Annotated in this window: 18 protein-coding genes; 17 read left to right on the top strand and 1 reads right to left on the bottom strand. The window is 65.5% G+C overall.

Translation table 11 applies throughout. From position 1 onward, the window contains the following. The first annotated feature begins 31 nt into the window (after positions 1-31). Positions 32-1,039, top strand: a complete 1,008-nt coding sequence (gap, locus tag ACFOOL_RS02710; RefSeq protein WP_380094634.1) for a type I glyceraldehyde-3-phosphate dehydrogenase — start codon at positions 32-34, stop codon at positions 1,037-1,039. A 185-nt stretch (positions 1,040-1,224) separates the two neighbouring features. Continuing rightward, on the top strand, positions 1,225-2,430 hold the full coding sequence (locus tag ACFOOL_RS02715; protein ID WP_380094636.1) for a phosphoglycerate kinase: 1,206 nt from the start codon (positions 1,225-1,227) through the stop codon (positions 2,428-2,430). Positions 2,431-2,443: 13 nt separating this feature from the next. Here ACFOOL_RS02715 and ACFOOL_RS02720 read toward each other — a convergent pair whose 3' ends face one another. Then, positions 2,444-3,274: an aldo/keto reductase gene (locus ACFOOL_RS02720; protein ID WP_380094637.1), complete on the bottom strand. Its 831-nt coding sequence runs from the start codon at positions 3,272-3,274 to the stop codon at positions 2,444-2,446. A gap of 164 nt (positions 3,275-3,438) precedes the next feature. On the opposite strand from ACFOOL_RS02720, the gene ACFOOL_RS02725 reads away from it, so the two are divergent. The 15 genes from ACFOOL_RS02725 (at position 3,439) to ACFOOL_RS02795 (ending at position 19,566) form a co-directional block, all read left to right on the top strand. Next, positions 3,439-4,467: a class I fructose-bisphosphate aldolase gene (locus tag ACFOOL_RS02725; protein ID WP_380094638.1), complete on the top strand. Its 1,029-nt coding sequence runs from the start codon at positions 3,439-3,441 to the stop codon at positions 4,465-4,467. Between the two features lie 162 nt (positions 4,468-4,629). Beyond that, a complete protein-coding gene (locus ACFOOL_RS02730; RefSeq protein ID WP_380094640.1) occupies positions 4,630-5,235 on the top strand; it encodes a thiamine phosphate synthase in 606 nt (201 codons plus the stop codon). Next, positions 5,232-6,365 (top strand): tetratricopeptide repeat protein, encoded by a 1,134-nt coding sequence (locus tag ACFOOL_RS02735; RefSeq protein WP_380094642.1) that lies wholly within the window; start codon positions 5,232-5,234, stop codon positions 6,363-6,365. The genes ACFOOL_RS02730 and ACFOOL_RS02735 overlap by 4 nt, the downstream gene beginning before the upstream one ends. 128 nt (positions 6,366-6,493) lie before the next feature. After that, positions 6,494-7,288, top strand: coding sequence for an inositol monophosphatase family protein (locus ACFOOL_RS02740; protein WP_380094644.1), 795 nt, complete (start codon positions 6,494-6,496; stop codon positions 7,286-7,288). 137 nt (positions 7,289-7,425) lie between these two features. Beyond that, positions 7,426-8,421, top strand: coding sequence for a flagellar motor protein MotA (locus ACFOOL_RS02745; protein WP_380094646.1), 996 nt, complete (start codon positions 7,426-7,428; stop codon positions 8,419-8,421). 3 nt (positions 8,422-8,424) lie between these two features. After that, positions 8,425-9,450 carry a peptidoglycan -binding protein gene (locus tag ACFOOL_RS02750; RefSeq protein WP_380094647.1) on the top strand — a complete coding sequence of 342 codons (1,026 nt, stop codon included), beginning with the start codon at positions 8,425-8,427 and terminating at the stop codon, positions 9,448-9,450. A gap of 201 nt (positions 9,451-9,651) precedes the next feature. Further along, positions 9,652-10,140: a peptidoglycan-associated lipoprotein Pal gene (pal, locus tag ACFOOL_RS02755; RefSeq protein ID WP_380095904.1), complete on the top strand. Its 489-nt coding sequence runs from the start codon at positions 9,652-9,654 to the stop codon at positions 10,138-10,140. 155 nt (positions 10,141-10,295) lie between these two features. Beyond that, positions 10,296-11,333, top strand: coding sequence for a hypothetical protein (locus ACFOOL_RS02760; RefSeq protein ID WP_380094649.1), 1,038 nt, complete (start codon positions 10,296-10,298; stop codon positions 11,331-11,333). Then, positions 11,318-12,592 (top strand): tRNA lysidine(34) synthetase TilS, encoded by a 1,275-nt coding sequence (gene tilS / locus ACFOOL_RS02765; protein WP_380094650.1) that lies wholly within the window; start codon positions 11,318-11,320, stop codon positions 12,590-12,592. Before ACFOOL_RS02760 ends, tilS begins: the two co-directional genes overlap by 16 nt. Positions 12,593-12,690: 98 nt before the next feature. After that, positions 12,691-13,593 (top strand): acetylglutamate kinase, encoded by a 903-nt coding sequence (gene argB / locus ACFOOL_RS02770; protein ID WP_380094652.1) that lies wholly within the window; start codon positions 12,691-12,693, stop codon positions 13,591-13,593. Positions 13,594-13,634: 41 nt separating this feature from the next. Next, positions 13,635-15,152 (top strand): threonine ammonia-lyase, biosynthetic, encoded by a 1,518-nt coding sequence (gene ilvA / locus ACFOOL_RS02775; protein ID WP_380094654.1) that lies wholly within the window; start codon positions 13,635-13,637, stop codon positions 15,150-15,152. Between the two features lie 96 nt (positions 15,153-15,248). Next, positions 15,249-16,481 (top strand): hypothetical protein, encoded by a 1,233-nt coding sequence (locus tag ACFOOL_RS02780; protein ID WP_380094656.1) that lies wholly within the window; start codon positions 15,249-15,251, stop codon positions 16,479-16,481. 50 nt (positions 16,482-16,531) lie between these two features. After that, positions 16,532-17,236, top strand: a complete 705-nt coding sequence (locus ACFOOL_RS02785; RefSeq protein ID WP_380094657.1) for a pyrimidine 5'-nucleotidase — start codon at positions 16,532-16,534, stop codon at positions 17,234-17,236. Positions 17,237-17,304: 68 nt separating this feature from the next. Further along, positions 17,305-19,182 carry an ABC transporter ATP-binding protein gene (locus ACFOOL_RS02790; protein WP_380094659.1) on the top strand — a complete coding sequence of 626 codons (1,878 nt, stop codon included), beginning with the start codon at positions 17,305-17,307 and terminating at the stop codon, positions 19,180-19,182. A 63-nt stretch (positions 19,183-19,245) separates the two neighbouring features. Further along, positions 19,246-19,566, top strand: coding sequence for an ArsR/SmtB family transcription factor (locus ACFOOL_RS02795; protein WP_380094662.1), 321 nt, complete (start codon positions 19,246-19,248; stop codon positions 19,564-19,566). Positions 19,567-19,606 lie beyond the last annotated feature (40 nt).

Here is a 19,606-nt window from a genome sequence, read left to right on the forward strand (position 1 = left end):
TTTCCAAACTCCCCTCCTAGGAGCGTCTACCATGGCAATTCGCGTCGCCATCAACGGTTTTGGTCGTATCGGTCGCAATATCCTGCGCGCCATCATCGAGTCGGGCCGCACCGATATCGTGGTGGTCGCCATCAACGATCTCGGCCCGGTCGAAACCAATGCCCATCTGCTGCGCTATGACAGCGTGCATGGCCGCTTCCCCCATGAAGTGGTGGTGGATGGCGACACGATCCGCACCGCCGGCCAGAGCTTCAAGGTCACGGCGGTGAAGAATCCCGCCGAGCTGCCGCACGCCGCCATGGGCGTCGATATCGTGCTCGAATGCACCGGCATCTTCACTTCCAAGGAAAAGGCTTCGGCGCACCTCGCCGCCGGCGCCAGGAAGGTGATCGTCTCGGCCCCCGCCGATGGCGCCGACCTCACCGTGGTCTATGGCATCAACCACGACCAACTGGGCAAGGAACACGTCGTCATCTCCAACGGCTCGTGCACCACCAATTGCCTGGCGCCCATGGCGCTGGTGATGGATGACCTCGTCGGCATCGAAAAGGGCATGATGACCACGGTTCATTCCTATACCGGGGACCAGCCGACGCTCGACACCATGCACAAGGACCTTTACCGCGCCCGCGCGGCGGCCCTTTCGCAGATCCCGACCTCGACCGGTGCGGCCAAGGCCATCGGCCTCGTCCTGCCCCAGCTCAAGGGCAAGCTCGACGGCGTCTCGATCCGCGTGCCGACCCCCAACGTGTCGCTGGTCGACCTCAAATTCGTCGCCGGCCGCACCGTCACCGCTCAGGAAGTCAACGACGCGCTGGTCGCCGCCGCCGATGGCAAGCTCAAGGGCGTGATGACCTATACCACCCATCCGCTGGTCTCGAGCGACCTCAACCACGATCCGCATTCCTGCACCATCCTGCTCGACCAGACCAAGGTGATCGACGGCAATTTCGTCAACATCATGGGCTGGTACGACAATGAATGGGGCTTTTCCAACCGCATGGCCGACACCACCGCGGCGCTGGGCAAGACGCTCTGAGCGGACCGGACATCTGAAATTGCGGGGCATCCTTTCGGGGTGCCCTTTCTTTTGCGTGGCCAGCGGCCTTTAGCGTCATTCGGGCCCGTTATGGCCCGGTCAGAGATTTTTCCTGTCCCCGCTTCCGCCGGATGTGGCACTCTGCTACCCAGCCGCAAACACACCCGGACCCCGGAGGCAGGACCGTGAGCGACAGCTTCAAGACCCTCGATGAACTCGATCTCGGCAATAAGCGCGTGCTGTTGCGCGCCGACCTCAACGTGCCGGTCGCAAACGGCCGGGTGACCGACGCCACCCGCATCGAGCGGCTGGTGCCCACCATCCGCGAAATCGTCAAGAAGGACGGCAAGGCCATCCTGCTTTCCCATTTCGGCCGGCCCAAGGGCAAGGCGGATGCGCAATTCTCGCTCGAGCAGGTCTGCGAAGCGGTGGCCAATGAAACCGGCCATCCGGTGGGCTTCATCGCCACCGACTGGAACGATGTGAGCGGCGCCAGGGCTGCCATCGCCGACGCGCCTGCCGGCTCGGTGCTGGTGTTGGAGAATACCCGCTTCCATCCCGGCGAGGAGGACAACGACGTCGAGCTGGCCAAGCGCATGGCCAGTTTGGGCGACGTCTATGTCAATGACGCCTTCTCGGCCGCCCACCGCGCCCATGCCTCCACCGAGGCCCTGGCCCGTCTTCTGCCTGCCGCGGCGGGCCTGGCGATGCAGGCCGAGCTCGAAGCGCTGGAGGCGGGGCTGGGCAAGCCCAGAAAACCGGTGGTGGCCATTGTCGGCGGCGCCAAGGTGTCCTCCAAGATCGACCTCCTGGAGAATCTCGTCACCAAGGTGGACGGCCTCGTCATCGGCGGTGGCATGGCCAATACCTTTCTTTTCGCGCAGGGCTACGGCGTCGGCAAATCGCTGTGCGAGAAGGATCTCGACGAGACCGCCCGCCGCATCATGGAAAAGGCCGAAAAGGCCAATTGCGCCATCATCCTGCCTATCGACGCGGTGGTGTCCTGGCATTTCAAGGCCAATGCCCCGACGCGCCTTTACGGCGTCGATGCCATCGATCCCGACGGCATGATCCTCGATATCGGCCCCTCCTCGATCGAGCGCATCACCGGCGCCATCGACGATGCCCATACCCTCGTCTGGAACGGTCCGGTCGGCGCCTTCGAGATGGAGCCCTTCGATGCCGGCACGGTGGCCATCGCCAAGCATGTCGCCAAGCGCACCCATGACGGTCACCTGGTCTCGGTGGCCGGCGGCGGCGACACGGTCAGCGCCCTGGCCCATGCCGGGGTCAAGGACAAGCTGACCTATGTCTCCACCGCCGGCGGCGCCTTCCTCGAATGGATGGAAGGCAAGCCCCTGCCGGGCGTGGAAGCGCTGAAAAAGGCTTAGCGCCCCGCCGGCATCAGAACTGCGCCGTCACCGGGTCCGAACCGATGCGACCGTCCGCAGCATCCAGCCCGGCGATGGCCGTCTTGTCTTCATCGCTCAGCGTAAAATCGAAGACGTCGAAATTCTCCACGATCCGGCTGGGCGTCACCGATTTGGGAATGACCACGAAACCCATGTCGAGATGCCAGCGGATGATGATCTGCGCCGGGCTCTTGTCGTGGCGGGCGGCGATGGCCCCGATCGCCGGATCGGCGAGAAGCTGTCCCTGCCCCAGCGGGCTCCAGCTTTGGGTGACGATACCCAGTCTGTCATGCTTGGCACGCATGGCGCGTTGCTGGAACCGTGGATGGAGCTGGATCTGGTTGAGCGCCGGGGTGACGCCGGTGGCGGCGACGATGTCCTCGATATAGTCGCCCTCGAAATTGGAGACGCCGATGGACCGCGCCTTGCCTTCCTCCCGCAGGCGGATCAGCGCCTTCCAGGTTTCGACATATTGGCCGCGAAACGCCGAGGGCCAGTGGATGAGGTAAAGATCGACATAGTCGGTGCCCAGCCGCTCGAGGCTCGCATCCATGGCCCGCAGGGTCCGCTCGTAGCCCTGGTCGTCGTTCCACACCTTGGTGGTGAGGAAAATCTCGTCGCGGGGGAGGCCGGAGCCCCGGATCGCCCTGCCCACGCCGTCCTCGTTTTCATAGGCGGCGGCGGTATCCACATGGCGGTATCCGGCCTGGAGCGCGGTTTCCACCACCTGCGCGGCCACGTCATTGGGCGTCCGCCACACTCCCAGTCCGATCCGGGGGATAGCCTGTCCATCATTCATCGTCGCATAGGGCTGCGTGCTCATCATTCCTCCATCGGCCGGGAAAGCCGGCAGCTTAGAGCGGCGTCTGCCCGAAGCCAACCGCCCTTCCATACAAGGTCAGCCTTTCGTCGTATAACCGGACGTCTAATCGCAAGCCGGATAACGAAAGTCTAACCTGCGGCCAGTCAAATTCCGAGGTTGGACCGATGACCAAATCGCTCAAGGCGATCGCGCAGAAGCTGATGACGCCCGGAATGGGCATTCTCGCCGCCGACGAATCCGAAGGCACGATCGGCAAGCGCTTCGACAAGATCAACCTGCCCAATACGCTCGATCTGCGCCGGGACTATCGCGAGATGCTGTTCGGCGCTTCCGAGGCGATGAAGACTTATATTTCCGGCGTCATCCTCACCGAGGAGACGCTGAAGCAGGAGGCTGCCGACGGCACCCCCTTCCGCGCCATCCTCGCCGATGCCGACGTCATCCCGGGCATCAAGGTCGACCGTGGCGCCTTCCCCATGCCGGGCGATACCGGCGAGAAGATCACCGAGGGCCTCGACGGCCTGCGCCAGCGCCTTGCCCAATATGCCGAGCTCGGCGCGGGTTTCGCCAAATGGCGCGCCGTCATCACCATCAACGACATCGCCCCCACCCGCAACAATATCCGCGCCAACGCCCACGCCCTGGCGCGCTACGCCATTCTCTGCCAGGAAGCCGGCATCGTGCCGGTGGTCGAGCCGGAAGTGATGAGCGACGGCGAACCCGGCAATCATTCGCTCGAACGCTGCGCCCAGGTGACCGGGGACGTGCTGGAAAACACTTTCAAGGAGCTGCGGCTGGCCGGCGTCGATCTGGCCGGCATGCTCCTCAAGCCCAATATGGTGCTGCCCGGGATCAATTCGCGCGAGCGCCCCACGGTGGAGGAAGTGGCCCGCCGCACCGTCGAGGTGCTCAAGGCCCATGTGCCCGCGGCCGTGCCGGGAATCGCCTTCCTTTCGGGCGGCCAGACTGACGAGGAAGCGACCGCGCATCTGTCGGCGATGAACCGCATCGGCGGCAAGCCCTGGCCGCTGACCTTCTCCTATGGACGGGCCCTGCAGAACGTGGCGCTGCGCACCTGGGCGGGCCGCCGTGAGAACTTCAACGCCGCCCGCGCCGCCTTCACCCATCGTGCCCGCATGAACGCCCTGGCGGCACAGGGCGAATGGACCAATGAGATGGACCGCGCCGCCTGATTTCCCCCGCCACTCCCAGGTGTGGCGACGCGCGCTCCCTCTCCGGGGCGCGCGTCTTGCATTCCCGCCATTGCGTCCGGTCCGTCTCATCTCCTATTGAAGCTTGTCCCTTTGTCGCCAAAATGACGCCATAGGGAGCGTGCTCGCATCCTGGGGACCTTCATGGCGCCGCTTCTTTACCTGATCACTCCCGCGAACCCGGACCCTGAGCGGTTTCCGCGCCAGCTCATGGCGATGCTGACCGGCCCGGAAGTGGCCGCCCTGCTGGTGCGGCGGGGCGAGCTGGACGAAAGCGCCTATGAAGCGCTGGCCGGGCGCCTGGTGCAGATCGGCCAGGCAGCGGGCGCCGCGGTGCTGGTGGAAGACGATGCGGCGCTCGCCCGCCGTCTCGGCGCCGATGGCGTCCATGTCACCAGGGGCGGCATCGAGGCCATCCGGGAAGCGGTCGCCTCTATCAAGCCCGATGGCATCGTCGGGGTAGGCAATATCGGAACGCGCCACGACGCCATGAGCTTTGGCGAGCTGGAAGTGGACTATCTCATGTTCGGGCCGCTGGGCGGAGAGGCCGACGCCCGGGCAGCGGAACTCGCCCAATGGTGGGCCCAGACCTTCGAGGTGCCCGCCGTTCACGCCGATCCGGCGGCGGAGCCTTCCAACATGGATATGTCCGGCGCCGAATTCATCGCCCTGTCCGACAGTCTCTGGTCGGCGCCCGATCCCGGCGCCGCCCTGGCCGAATTCGATCGCATGGCGCGGACGCCGGCATGACCCGCGCTGCCCGCCTCCTCGCCGTCCTCCTGGCCTGCCTGCCGCTGCCGGCTTTGGCGCAGACCGGCGATGCCGAGGCGATCAGCACCTCCATCTTCGGGCCGCGCCACCCGGTGGACTATGCCTTCGGCGCCTTTCAGCGCGGCTATTTCCTGACGGCGCTGGAACTGGCCCTGCCGCGCGCCGAACAGGGCGATGCCGCCGCCCAGACCCTCATCGCCGAAATCTACGCCAAGGGGCTGGGGGTCGCCCAGAGTCCCGAGCGGGCCGCGGGCTGGTATCAGCTCGCCGCCAATAACGGCGACCGGCTGGCGACCTTCGAGCTCGCCATGCTCTATCAGGACGGCATCGGCCTGCCCAAGAACCGGGAGCGTGCCGCCGCTCTGTTCGCCAGCGCCGCCGAGGCCGGTTATGTTCCCGCCAAATACAATATGGCGCTGCTGCATGTCGAAGGCATCTATGCCGATCCCAGCCTGACCCGCGCCGCCGAGCTGATGCGGGAGGCGGCGGATGCCGAACTGCCCGAGGCGCAATATGACTACGGCTCCATGCTCATCGAAGGGGCGGGCGTAGTGCCGGACCAGACGGAGGGCGCCCGCTATATCCGCCTCGCCGCCGAGCAGGGCCTTGCCGAGGCCCAGGTCGATTTCGCCACCCTGCTCTATCTCGGCCAGGGCGTCGCGAAGGACATTGCCGAGGCGGCCGCCTGGTATGAACGGGCGGCCGAAGCCGGCAACGCCGTGGGCCAGAACCGCTATGCCAAGCTGCTGGCGGTGGGCGAGGGGGTGCCTCTCGACCTCGAGGAAGCGGCCATGTGGCGAGCCCTGGCGCGGCGCCAGGGCCTGACCGATCCGGCGCTGGATCGGCTGCTGGTCTCCATCCCGCCCGACGCGCTGGCCCGGGCCGAGGAGCGCGCCCGCTTCTGGCCCTTGACCCCGCCCAGCATCGAAACGGTCGCCACCCTGCCTTCGGTGCCCGAGGTGCAGGGACCGGTGCTGCCCAGCCCCACCGATCCCGAAAACGCCCCCAGCCAGGTGGTGGATCCCAATGCCGACGACGCCGACGAGCCGCCCGCCGCCGAGCCGGACACGCCGCCGGATGCCGGGAACGCCGATCCGCAAGACCCTTGAACCGGGGCGGGTTCTGGGGCAATAAGCCCGCCACACTTCAATCCGGCGGCGGGGCCGTGTGGCGCCCTTGGCCGGTCGGCCGCCATATCGGCGCCGGCCGGGCCGCATGAGCCAGCGAGCATAAAGATATGGCGCGTTCCGCCCTTCTCAACGTCATGGTCAATGCCGCCATCAAGGCCGGCCGTTCGCTGTCGCGCGATTTCAACGAGGTGGAGAACCTGCAGGTCTCGCGTAAGGGCCCGGCCGATTTCGTTTCCAAGGCCGATCTGCGAGCCGAGCAGATCGTCTATGAGGAACTGCGCAAGGCTCGCCCCACCTATGCCTTCCTGATGGAGGAAGGCGGCGTGATGGAGGGCACCGACGGCCAGCATACCTGGATCGTCGATCCGCTCGACGGCACCACCAACTTCCTCCATTCCATCCCACTCTTTGCCGTCGCCATCGCGCTCCAGCGCGGCGAGGACATCGTTGCGGCGGTGATCTACAACCCCGTAATGGACGAGCTTTATACCGCCGAGAAGGGCAACGGCGCCTGGCTTTCGGACCGCAAGCGCCTCCGCGTCGCCGGCCGGCGCCATCTGTCCGACGCGGTGGTCGCCACCGGTATCAAGACCCAGGGCACCGCCAATGACGCGCTGCAACTGCGCCAGCTCGCCGCCATCAACCCCGCCGTGGCCGGCATCAGGCGTTCCGGCTCGATCGCCATCGACATGGCCTGGCTGGCCTCCGGCCGCTTCGACGCGCTCTGGGAAGCCGGCCTCCAGCCCTGGGACGTGGCGCCGGGCCTGCTGATGGTGCGCGAGGCCGGCGGCCTCGTCACCGACTATGCCGGCCAGCCCGGCTCGGTCTGGAACGGCCAGATCGTGGCCGGCAACGAGGCCTTGCAGGGCGCCCTGCTCAAGACCCTGCAGCCCATTCAATAGACCGGCGCCCCGCGGGCGGGCGGCCCGCCCCATTGTGGTCACGGCGCTCCGTTAACCTTTTCCATTGTCACGCCTTTCCGCCGCCTCTAGTCTCGCAGGCAGTTGATTTGCGGCGGAAGGGTCAAGGTTCGGCAAAGATGACGCAAGGTTACGATCCCTATCACCTCGCCAGCCCGGCCGTTTATCTGGTCAAGATCGTCATCTTCCTGGTGCTGGTGGCACTGGTGGCGGCGATCCTGTTCTCCACGATCATCACCTTCTTCTGGGCCAACCCCTTCATCAACTCGCTGATCTTCATGACCCTGGGGATCGGCATCTTCCTCAGCTTCCGCCAGATATTCCGGCTGTTCCCGGAAGTGAAATGGGTCAACTCGCTCCAGGACGGCAATATGAACGCCACCCGTCCGCCGGTGCTGCTGGCCCCGGTAGCAGGCATTTTGCGCGAGCGGATCGGGGAAGCGGTCATCACGCCCTCCTCCATGCGGTCCATTCTGGATTCGGTGGGCAACCGCCTCGACGAGGCCAAGGACACCTCGCGCTATCTGACCGGCCTGCTGGTGTTCCTGGGCCTGCTGGGGACCTTTTACGGCCTGCTGGAAACCGTGACCTCGGTGGGCAGCGTCATCAACGCTCTGGACGTGACCACCGGCGACTCGGCCTCTCTGTTCACCAATCTGCGCGAAGGGCTCGTGGCGCCGCTCAGCGGCATGGGCACCGCGTTCTCCTCCTCGCTCTTCGGGCTTTCCGGCTCGCTGGTGCTGGGCTTTCTCGACCTGCAGACCAGCCAGGCGCAGAACGCCTTCTACACCGATCTCGAGGACTGGATGACCTCGATGACCGAGCTCGACCATCCGGTCACCGCCATGCAGGCCAATTCCATGGGCGTGGCCGGCGCCGACATGCAGGCGATGATCGAGCGGCTCGGCGCCAACATGCAGAGCCAGAATTCGTCGCAGAATGCCATCCGCGCCATGGCCGAGCTGGCACGAGGCATCGATGGGCTGGTCAAGCATATCCGCACCGAACAGGACGATCTGAGGCGCTACATCACCGAGCAGGGCGAGACCAACAAGAAGCTGCGCGACCTGATCGAGGCCATGCTCGACGAAGCCGACAACGAGCGGCGGAACTAGGCCATGGCCTTCGCCCGCGCCCGCCGCCGACAGGAAACCAATTACTGGCCAGGCTTCGTCGATGCGCTTTCGAGCCTGCTGCTCGTCATCATCTTCATGCTCAGCCTGTTCATGCTGACGCAGTTCTTTCTCGGGCAGGAAATCCAGGGACGCGACAGCGCTCTCTCCCGGCTCAACAGCCAGATCGCCGAACTGACCGAGTTGTTGCAGCTTGAGCGGGCCAATTCCGACGATCTGACCTCGCAATTGTCGGCGCTGACCGCCACTCTCGCTGGCGCCGAAGCGGAAAACCAGAACCTCTCCGACCGGCTCGCGGGCATCGGCACCGGCCTGGGCGACCGCGACGCCGCCATCGCCGGGCTCGAAGCCCAGCTCATGGACGCCGAGCGCCTTTCGGACGAGGCCAATGCGCAGGTGGCGCTGCTCAATCAGCAGCTCGCTGCCTTGCGCACCCAGATCGGCGCGCTCGAAGCCGCTCTGGAAGCCTCGGAGACCCGCGACGCCGAGAGCCGCACCCAGATCGCCGATCTGGGCCGCCGGCTCAACCTGGCCCTGGCCCAGCGCGTGCAGGACCTGTCGCGCTATCGCTCCGATTTCTTCGGGCGGCTGCGCGAAATTCTCGAGGACCGCGCCGATGTGCGCGTGGTGGGCGACCGCTTCGTCTTCCAGTCCGAAGTGCTGTTCGATCCCGGTCAGGCCGATATCGGCGCTGCCGGCCGCCCCGACCTCGACGCGCTGGCCGATGCCATATTGCAGCTCGAGACCGAAATCCCTCCGGACATCAACTGGGTACTGCGCATCGACGGCCATACCGACAAGCGGCCCATTTCCAACGCCCGCTTCCCCTCCAACTGGGAGCTTTCCGCGGCCCGCGCCATTTCGGTGGCGCAATATCTGGTGAGCCGGGGCGTATCGCCCAATCGGCTGGTCGCGGCCGGTTTTGGCGAATTCACGCCGCTCGATCCGGCCGACAACGACGAAGCCTATCGCCGCAACCGCCGCATCGAATTCAAGCTGACCGAGGGGTGATGCCGCCCGGCGCTTAACCTTAACGAGGCCGATCACATCTGTTGTGACACTTGGGCAACGTCACAGAAAAGCCTGGATTCCTGCCACATCAGCGCCCCAATAGCCAAAGATTAACCACGTTGGCACACCGGCTTTTAAGATTAAGCGCGGTAAATGCTGCGCTCAAGATTGTAGCCTTTTCCTCAGGAGCCTCCCGTGGTCATCTCCGCCCCCCTCAACACCGTCCTGCGCACAGTCGCGATGATGCTGTTCGTCGTCGTCATCGCCGCCTGTTCGCGCAGCGCCAATGACAATGTCGGCCTTACCGGTGTCGGCAATACCGGCGCCGGCGCCCCCGGCAGCCAGCAGGAATTCCTCGTCACCGTGGGTGACCGCGTGTTCTTCCAGACCGATTCGAGCTCGCTCACCAACGAAGCCATGGCCACGCTGGACAAGCAGGCCGCCTGGCTCAACCAGTACCAGAACTACCGCATCATGATCGAAGGCCATGCCGACGAGCGCGGCACCCGCGAATACAATATCGCCCTGGGCGCCCGCCGCGCCTCGGTGGTGGTGAACTATCTCGTGTCGCGCGGCGTCAATGGCCAGCGCATCACCAGCCAGTCCTTCGGCAAGGAACGCCCGGTGGCCATCTGCAACGATATTTCCTGCTGGAGCCAGAACCGCCGCGCCGTGACCGTGGTGCAATAGCGACAAGCCGGTTCGCCGGCCCCTTGATCCAGGCAACTGGAGGCAAGAGCGCCCGGAGCCGTAAAAAGGCCCGGGCGCTTTCTTTTGACCAAAATTGCTCTTTATCGGCGGAGCAGGAACGCCCATCTTGGCTGCGTGCATTTTTGGAGGCAGGCTTGACGTTGACCACATTGACGAAACTGGGCTGGGCGGCGCTTTGCGCGCTCGGCATCGGTCTTGGCGCCACCGCGGCGCAGGCCCAGACGGCGCTGCCGCCCGGCCAGATCGGGATCCAGGGCCTTCCCGCCGGCGGGCGCATTCTGGTGGCCCAGGCCGACAACGCCCAGATCATGGTGCGGGTGCAGCAGCTCGAGGAGCAGATCCGCCTGCTCAACGGCCAGGTGGAAGGTCTGACCTTTCAGCTCACCCAGCTTCAGGAAATCCTCAACAGGCTCCAGGAAGACAGCGAGTTCCGCTTCCAGCAGCTGGAAGGCGGTGCTGGGGGAAAAACTGATGCGGCAACCCAAGCGGGCGGCGAGACGCGGCCCGAGGCGTTGCCGCAGGACCCGGCCACAAGCGGGACCGACGATCAGGTTCCTCTCACCGACATTCCCGAACAGGGCGTGCAGCCGCTGCCCGGCGAACAGGAATTCGACCCGACTTTCGACGACGGCTCGCTGGGCGAATCCGCCGATCCGCTGGTCGGCACCGGACAGGCCGGCGGCATCGACCTCGTCACCGGCCAGCCGCTCGACCTCAGCTACGACCCCCGCGCCTCGGCCACCGGCGCATTGCCGCCCCCCCGCACCCGCACCGGCAATAGCGATGCGGATGCCCAGTTCCGGGCGGGATACGAGGCGCTGATGCAGGGCGAATACGAATTCGCCGAACAGCAGTTCGGGCAGTTCATCGAACTTTATCCCGACAATGCGCAGGCGACCGACGCCGCCAACCTGCTGGGCGAGGCGCTGCTGGCACGTTCCGCCTATGCCGAGGCGGCAGACATCCTGGTCGACGCCTACCAGAAGGCCCCCGACCATGCGCGCGCACCCGACCTGCTGCTCAAGCTGGGCATTTCGCTCGCCGGGGTCGGCGAGCGGGAGACCGCCTGCCGCACCTTCAACGAAGTCGAGCAGCGCTATACCGATACCGTGCCCGCCTTCCAGGCCCGGCTGGCCGAGGAAAGGGCGAAGGCGGAATGCCCGCCGGCCTGACGCCCGACCTGGGTGACCCCGCGGTGCTGGCGCGGCTCTTCGCGCCGGCCGCTGCCGAAACAGCCATCGGCCTTGCCGTTTCCGGCGGGCCGGACAGCCTCGCGCTCATGCTGTTGGCGCAGCGCTGGGCCGCCGCCCGCCCTGCCCCACCCCGCATCGTCGTCTACAGTCTCGACCACGGCCTGCGGCCGGAGGCCGCCCAAGAGGTCGCCATGGTTCTCGATGCGGCCGGCAAGCTCGGCTTCACCGCGCGGGCGCTGGCCTGGACCGGCCCCAAGCCTGGCAGCGGAGTTCAGGAGGCGGCGCGTCGGGCCCGCTACCGCCTCATCGGCCGCGCCATGGCCGAGGACGGCGCCACCCTGCTGCTGACCGCCCATCACCGCGCCGACCAGGCCGAAACCATCCTGATGCGCATGGCCCATGGCAGCGGCATCGAGGGGCTCAAGGGCATGACGACGCTGTCGCTGGTGGAAGGCGTGCCCGTGTTCCGGCCCCTGCTCGACGTGGAGCCGACGACGCTGGCGGCGCTGGTCGCCGATGCGGGCCTCGTCCCCATCCGTGACCCATCCAATGACGATCCAGCCTATGAGCGGGTGCGCTGGCGCCGCCTGCTGCCGGCCCTGGCCGAAGAAGGCCTGGATGGCGCTGCCCTCGCTCGCTTCGCCGCGCGCATGGCCGAGGCCGACACCGCGCTGGCGCAACTGGCCGACGCCGCCTTCGCCGAACTGGTGACGCTGGACGGTTTCGGCGCCGCCAGCCTGCCCCGATCCGCTTTCCATGCCCTCAGCCCGGCCATCGGCCGGCGGGTGCTGTCGCGTGTGCTCAATATCGTGGGCGGCCGGCAAAAGCCCCGGGCGTTGGGCCAGGTCGAGCGCCTTTACGACCAGATCGCCGCCGGCGACCTGCCGCGCGCCGCCACGCTGCTCGGCGCCGTGGTGCGGTTGCGCGGCGAAAATCTCGTCGTCTCGCGTGAGCCCGGCCGCGCCCTGCCCCCCGACGAAGCCGTGCCGCCCGGTGGCGAGTTGATCTGGGACGCGCGGTTCCGCATCGCCAATATCTCGGACGAGACCGGCCTCGTCGCCGGTCCTGCCGATTTCATGCCGCGGCATGTTCTGGAGAATTTTCTCGGCTTCCGCGTGACCGCTCCCGCCGAAGCCATCCGCACCGCCCCGCTGGTGCGTAATGCCGGAGGCGAGGTGCTGGCGCTGGGAGGGTGGTCGTTCGACAGCCGCGTCAAGGTAGAACTGCTGATCGACTGAGACGTAAAGAAATTATCGGACGGAACGATTTAAACCCGTCTCGAAATGGACTAGACCCATTTGCACCATTGCAGGCCTTGCCAGGGAGCCGCCTATCCATGTCAGACCCAGCCCCCGACACCGACCGGTTCAGCCATGATGCCGGCATCCTTGCCCAGGCCCTGCCCTATATGCAGCGCTATGAGGGTAAGACGGTCGTAGTGAAATATGGCGGCCATGCCATGGGGGACGCCCAGCTCGGCCAGGCTTTCGCGCGCGATATCGCGCTGTTGAAGCAGTCCAAGGTCAACCCCATCGTCGTGCATGGCGGCGGCCCGCAGATTGCGTCCATGCTCAAGAATCTGGGCATCGAATCCAAGTTCGAGGGCGGGCTGCGGGTCACCGATGCGCGCACCATGGAAGTGGTCGAGATGGTGCTGGCCGGCTCGATCAACAAGGAGATCGTGGCGCTGATCAATGCCGAGGGCGAATGGGCCATCGGCCTGTGCGGCAAGGACGGCAACATGGTGTTCGCAAGGAAGGCCGAAAAGACCGTCAAGGACCCCAATTCCAATATCGAGCGCGTGCTCGATCTGGGTTTCGTCGGCGAGCCGGTGGAGGTGGATCGGACCTTGCTCGACCTTCTGGCCCGCTCCGAGATGATCCCGGTGATCGCCCCGGTGGCACCCGGCCGGGACGGTAACACCTACAATATCAATGCCGATACCTTTGCCGGCGCCATTGCCGGATCGCTGGGGGCCAAGCGCCTGCTGTTCCTCACCGACGTGCCCGGTGTGCTCGACCGCAACGGCAGGCTGATGCCCGAGCTGACCATGAGCGAGGCCAGGGCGCTGATCGCCGACGGCACCATTTCGGGCGGCATGATCCCCAAGGTCGAAACCTGCCTCGAGGCGCTCGACAACGGCGTCGAGGGCGTGGTCATCCTCAACGGCAAGACTCCCCACGTCGTCCTGGTCGAGCTGTTCACCGAACACGGAGCCGGCACGCTGATCGTGCGCTGAAACAGCCGACAAGCTGGTCCCGCCGCCGGAAACCGAACCAAATGACCGATTACATTCGCAAGATCCTGTCGTCTTCGGTTTACGAGGTGGCCGAACAGACCCCTCTCGAGAAGATGGAGCTGCTCTCGGCCCGGCTCGGCCATACCATTCTGGTCAAGCGCGAGGACCTGCAGCCGGTCTTTTCCTTCAAGATCAGAGGCGCCCACAACCGGATGGCGCATCTGAGCCGGGAGGAGCGCAGCCGCGGCGTCATCTGCGCCTCCGCCGGCAACCATGCGCAGGGCGTCGCGCTTTCGGCCACGCGGCTGGGCATTCGCGCCGTCATCGTCATGCCCACCACCACCCCGGCGATCAAGGTCAACGCCGTGCGCCGGCTGGGCGGCGAGGTGGTGCTGTTTGGCGACAGCTTCGATGCCGCCCGGGCCCATGCGGACGAACTGGCCGAACGGCACGGCCACGTCTTCGTCCATCCTTTCGACGATCCCGACGTCATCGCCGGCCAGGGCACGATCGGCCTCGAGTTGATGCGCCAGCATCCCCGTCCGATCGGCGCCATCTACGTGCCCGTGGGCGGCGGCGGCCTGGCCGCCGGCATCGCCAGCTTCGTCAAATTCCTGCGCCCGGAAATCCGCGTCATCGGCGTGGAGCCGGAAGAGGCGGCCAGCATGAAAGCCGCCATCGCCGCCGGAAAGCCGGTGCCCATTGACGAGGTGGGCCTGTTTGCCGATGGCGTCGCGGTCAAGCAGGTCGGCGATGAAACCTTCCGGCTCTGCCGCGACCTGCTGGACGGCATCGTCACCGTCACCGCCGACGAGATCTGCGCCGCCATCAAGGACATCTTCGACGATCACCGCGCCATCACCGAGCCGGCCGGCGCCCTGGCGCTGGCGGGTCTGCGCCGCGAAGTGGAAGCCGGCACCGCTCCCGAAGGCGCGCTGATCGCCATCAACTCAGGGGCCAATGTCAATTTCGACCGCCTCAGCTACGTGGCCGAACGGGCCGAGATCGGCGAACGCGCCGAAGCGCTGCTTGCCGTAACCATCCCCGAGCGGCCTGGCAGCTACCGGGCCTTCATCCGCCTCATCGGCCGGCGTCCCGTCACCGAGTTCAACTATCGCTACGCTCCTGGCGCCAGCGCTCATATCTTCGTGGGCATCAAGCTTTCGCGCGGCGATCCGGAAAAGCGCGAAATCATCGACATGCTGGAGGCCAACGGCCTCGCGGTGACCGACATGACCGACAACGAGGTGGCCAAACTCCATGTACGCCACATGGTGGGTGGCCGGGTCGCCGGCCTCGTCGAGGAACGGGTATTCCGCTTCCAGTTCCCCGAACGCCCCGGCGCCCTGCTCAAATTCCTCGAAGGTCTGAACGACGCCTGGAACATTTCGCTGTTCCACTATCGCAATCACGGCTCGGACTATGGCCGCGTCCTGGTGGGCGTGGAGGTGCCGGAAAGAACGCGCACGGATTTCTTCGCCCATATCGATGCCATCGGCTTTCCCTATTGGGACGAGACGGACAACCCCGCCTATCGGCAGTTTCTTGATCTGGAATAGACTTTTCGGCCGACATCAGGTTGAAATGTCCCGCAACGATCGCGCGGGGCCAATGTGCCGGCCGCGCGGATTTAACGCCAAGGGACAGATCGCACGATGATCAGCACGACCAGGATTTTCAGCCTCATGCTCGCCACCGGGCTCGCTTCCCTGGCCTTGCTGCAGCCGGTTGCGGCGCTTGATGCCGAGGCTTTCGTCGATCGCGTCGAGCAGGTCTACAAGGTGATGGGCTACGAGCTGAGCTTCGGCGCAGCCACCGTCGCGGGTGATGACGTCATCGTGGATGGGGTAGCCGTGGGTTTTGTCGGCGTCGACCAGGATCCCACCGAGTTCGATACCGAACTCACCTTTGCCGGGGTCCATGAGAACGACGACGGCAGCTATTCGGTCCGGCAGTTCAGCGTGCCCGACATCGACACGGTGTTCGCCAGCGAACCCGAAGGCCGCCTTACCCTGACCGGCGTGGTCGCGGAAGGTCTGTGGCTTCCCCCGGCAGGCGAGACCGGCGCCGAAAACCTGCTCCGGACGGTGCGCCATCTGGCCACCGGCCCGCTGGCGGTATCACGCGATGGCGAAACGGTGCTCGCCTACGACAGCCTCGACGTCGTATCGGAGTTCGCCCTGGACGACGACGATGCGCTCGAAAGCATCGAATCGAGTGTCGTCATCGCCGGAATCAGGGCCGACCTCCGCACGGTCGCGGAAGAAGAGCCGGAAGCGGGCGCCGTCATCGAGGCGCTGGGGCTCACCACGATAGAGGGTGAATTCAGCCAGTTGGCAAGCTGGACCAGCAGCGCCGGCAATATGGTGATCGACGAATTCCTGCTCGACTTCGCCGATCTCGGCGCGCTCAATTTTACCGCCGACATTTCGGGGCTGACGCCGGCGATCTTCGACAAGATCTATGCCATGCAGGCCAAGAGCCCCGACGCGATGAGCGAGGAGGCCCAGGCCCGGCAGATGATGGCGGGCATGGAAATGGCCCAGGCCCTGACTATTACCGGCGCCACCATCCGCTATGACGACGCTTCCCTGGCCGGAAGGCTGCTCGAAATGTTCGCAAGCCAGTCGGGCGCCGACCGGGACAGCTTCGTCGCCGGGCTCAAGGCCGCGCTGCCCGCCATGATCGGCCAGGGCGGCGTGCCGGCCCTTGTCGATCTGGTGGTGCCTCCGGTTTCGGCTTTCCTCGACGACCCGCAGAGCCTGGAAATCTCCGTCCGGCCGCCCACGCCCACCAGCCTGCTGGTGCTGGGTGCAGCGGCGGCCAATCCCGCCGGCCTCATCCAGGCGCTCGGCCTGTCGGTGCGTGCCAATCAGGCAGTTGAATAGAACCGCATCCGGGTGATGCGGTCCCCGCGTTTTTCTGGCATGATCGGACCATGACGATTATTTCTCCGGCCGGCCGAACCACCCTCGATCATGTCACCGACTGGGTGTTCGACCTCGACAACACCCTCTATCCGCGCGAGTGCAATCTCTTCGCCCAGATCGACATCCGCATCACCCATTACGTGATGGATTTGACGCGGCTGGATTTCACTGCCGCCCGCCGCTTGCAGAAGCTGTATTACCGGGACTTCGGCACCACGCTGAACGGGCTGATGCAGCAGCACGACATTGATCCCGACGACTTCCTCAACAAGGTCCATGCGATAGACTATTCGCCGGTCATGCCCCATCCCGAACTGATCGCCGCCATCCATGACCTGCCGGGGCGCAAATTCATCCTCACCAATGGCGACACGGGACATGCCCGCGCGGTCCTCTCGCGCCTGGGGGGCGCCGAACTGTTCGAGGAAGTTCACGACATCCGGGCGATGACCTTCGTGCCCAAGCCGCATCGGCAGGCCTATGACGGCTTCTTCGCCCGCCACGGCATCGATCCGGCCCGCTCCATCATGTTCGACGATCTGGAAAAGAACCTGGTCGTGCCCCATGAAGTGGGCATGGCCACGGTGCAGGTCGTTGCCGGTGCCGGCTATGCGCACGAACAGGTCGATGCCTGGGAACTGGATCAGGCCAGCGGCCCCCACGTCCATCACGTGACCAACGATCTCGCCGGCTTCCTGCGCAACCTGCCCTGATCGGAAAAATCGCGGATCGGGTCATCTGCCCATTTTAGTCTGCAAAGCGGCGCACTACATTGTCCGGCATGACTGATCTCCCTGGCCGGCGCCCGCCGCCAATCCCCGAAGAAAATCCCACCTTCCGCCAGCAAGTGGACAATCTGGGCCATTTGGGCCGTCTCATCGCCCAGATCTGGCGCACCAGCCGCTGGCTTACCGCCGCCAGCATCGGCCTGCGGCTGGTGGCGGCCCTGCAACCGATCGCCGTGCTCTACGCCGCCAAGCTGATCGTGGATGAAGTGGTCCGGTTGAGCGGCATCGCCCCGCCCGGGCCGGAGCTTTTGGACTGGTGGAATGCGGGCCTGCTCAACAATGTGCTGGCCTTCCTGCTGCTGGAACTGGGGCTGGTTCTGCTCAACGATGTGATCGCCCGCGCCACGGGCCTGGTCGATTCGGTCCTGGCCGAACTCCATTCCAACACCGTCAGCGTCGAACTGATGGCCCATGCGGCGCGGCTCGACCTCATGCATTTTGAATCCGCCGAATATCAGGACCGGCTCGAGCGGGCGCGGCGCCAAGCGGCGGGCCGCAATGCGCTTCTGAGCCAGATTTTCGGACAGGCGCAGGACATGTTGACCGTCGCGACCCTTGCGGCCGGCCTGTTCTTTTATGCGCCCTGGCTGATCCTGCTGCTGCCCGTCAGCTTCCTGCCCTCGGTCTGGGGGGAGACACGCTTCAATACGCTGGCCTACATGCTCAGCCGCTGGCGCACGCCCGAGCGGCGCGAGCTGGAATATCTGCGCCATGTCGGGGCCAGCGCGGAAACCGCCAAGGAAGTGAAGCTGTTCGGCCTGGGCGATTACCTGATCGAGCGGTTTCGCGGCCTGGCGCATCAGATTTTCCTCGAGAATCGCCGCGTCGCCACTCTGCGCGCCGCCTGGGGCACGGTCTTTTCCGCCATAGCCACCCTGACCTATTACGCCGCCTATGCCTTCATCGTCTGGCGCACCATCAGCGGCCACTTCACCCTGGGCGATCTGGCCTTCCTTTCCGGTTCCTTCCTCAGGCTCAACGGCCTCTTCCAGAAACTGCTGCTGGGATTTACCCAAATCGCCGGCCAGTCGATGTATCTGGACGATCTCTTTTCCTTCTTCGAGATCGCGCCGACGGTGCTGCCGCCCGCCGCCCCCAAACCCTTCCCGGTGCCGATCACCCAAAAGATCGTCTTCGACAGGGTCGGCTTCAAATATCCCGAGACCGACAACTGGGTGGTGCGCGACCTCTCCTTCACCCTCCTGGCCGGTGAAACGCTGGCCCTCGTGGGAGAGAACGGCGCGGGCAAGACCACCATAGTGAAGCTCCTGACCCGGCTCTACGATCCCAGCGAAGGCCGTATCACCATCGATGGCGTGGATCTGCGGGACATGGCCCCGGCCGATATCCACGCCCGGGTCGGGGTGATTTTCCAGGATTTCATCCGCTACAGCTTCAGCGCCCGCGACAATATCGGCGTAGGCCGCGTCGAGGCGCGGCGGGATCAGCACCGCATCGACCTGGCAGCCGAGCAGAGCCTCGCCGATGGCGTCATCGCCCGCCTGCCCAAGGGCTACGACCAGCAATTGGGGCGCCTGTTCCGTCAGGGACGCGACCTTTCCGGGGGCGAATGGCAGAAGATCGCCATTGCCCGCGCCTATATGCGCGACGCCGAACTCATCATCCTGGACGAGCCCACCGCCGCTCTCGACGCCAAGGCCGAAGCGGAGGTCTTCGCCCGGTTCAAGAGTCTCGCCGCCGGCAAGACCGCCGTGATCATTTCCCACCGCTTCTCCACCGTGCGCATGGCCGACCGCATTCTCGTGCTCGATGATGGCGCCATTCTCGAAGCCGGTACGCACGAGGAATTGGTGTCGAAAAACGGGCGCTATGCCGAGTTGTTCGAATTGCAGGCCGCCGGCTATCGCTGAACGCGGCTGGCCAAGCTGGTTGAAGCGCCCTACCTAGAAACAGCACCCATCGGAACGGCCCCTATGTCCTTGCCAGAAGAAAATCATGTCGCCGTGATTGCCGAGACCTATCGGCTGCTGGGCGACCCGACGCGGCTCAAAGTGCTGCTCACCTGCCTCGAGGGCCCCATCGCCGTGGGCGACATCGCCCGTACCACCGGAGCTTCCCAATCCTTGGTCAGCCACCATCTGCGCCTGTTGCGGGCCGCCCGGCTGGTCCGGGGGACGAGGCGCAACAAGCAGGTCTTTTACGAGGCCGCGGACGATCACATCGCCCGGATGCTCGCCGATATGGTCGCTCATGCGATGGAGGATCACGACGCGGCAGAGGACGACGACGCCTGAGGCGCCGGCGCCCTCGCTTGACATTTTAATATGAACATTT

Origin of the sequence: Devosia honganensis (assembly GCF_042648785.1) — a bacterium.
Taxonomy (GTDB): domain Bacteria; phylum Pseudomonadota; class Alphaproteobacteria; order Rhizobiales; family Devosiaceae; genus Devosia; species Devosia honganensis.

Bases quoted from the DNA above. Each gene is read 5' to 3' on its own strand.
- gap (WP_380094634.1), top strand. From the start codon at position 32: ATGGCAATTCGCGTCGCCATCAACGGTTTTGGTCGTATCGGTCGCAAT.
- ACFOOL_RS02720 (WP_380094637.1), bottom strand. From the start codon at position 3,274: ATGAGCACGCAGCCCTATGCGACGATGAATGATGGACAGGCTATCCCC.
- ACFOOL_RS02725 (WP_380094638.1), top strand. From the start codon at position 3,439: ATGACCAAATCGCTCAAGGCGATCGCGCAGAAGCTGATGACGCCCGGA.
- ACFOOL_RS02730 (WP_380094640.1), top strand. From the start codon at position 4,630: ATGGCGCCGCTTCTTTACCTGATCACTCCCGCGAACCCGGACCCTGAG.
- ACFOOL_RS02735 (WP_380094642.1), top strand. From the start codon at position 5,232: ATGACCCGCGCTGCCCGCCTCCTCGCCGTCCTCCTGGCCTGCCTGCCG.
- ACFOOL_RS02740 (WP_380094644.1), top strand. From the start codon at position 6,494: ATGGCGCGTTCCGCCCTTCTCAACGTCATGGTCAATGCCGCCATCAAG.
- ACFOOL_RS02745 (WP_380094646.1), top strand. From the start codon at position 7,426: ATGACGCAAGGTTACGATCCCTATCACCTCGCCAGCCCGGCCGTTTAT.
- ACFOOL_RS02750 (WP_380094647.1), top strand. From the start codon at position 8,425: ATGGCCTTCGCCCGCGCCCGCCGCCGACAGGAAACCAATTACTGGCCA.
- tilS (WP_380094650.1), top strand. From the start codon at position 11,318: ATGCCCGCCGGCCTGACGCCCGACCTGGGTGACCCCGCGGTGCTGGCG.
- argB (WP_380094652.1), top strand. From the start codon at position 12,691: ATGTCAGACCCAGCCCCCGACACCGACCGGTTCAGCCATGATGCCGGC.
- ilvA (WP_380094654.1), top strand. From the start codon at position 13,635: ATGACCGATTACATTCGCAAGATCCTGTCGTCTTCGGTTTACGAGGTG.
- ACFOOL_RS02780 (WP_380094656.1), top strand. From the start codon at position 15,249: ATGATCAGCACGACCAGGATTTTCAGCCTCATGCTCGCCACCGGGCTC.
- ACFOOL_RS02785 (WP_380094657.1), top strand. From the start codon at position 16,532: ATGACGATTATTTCTCCGGCCGGCCGAACCACCCTCGATCATGTCACC.
- ACFOOL_RS02790 (WP_380094659.1), top strand. From the start codon at position 17,305: ATGACTGATCTCCCTGGCCGGCGCCCGCCGCCAATCCCCGAAGAAAAT.
- ACFOOL_RS02795 (WP_380094662.1), top strand. From the start codon at position 19,246: ATGTCCTTGCCAGAAGAAAATCATGTCGCCGTGATTGCCGAGACCTAT.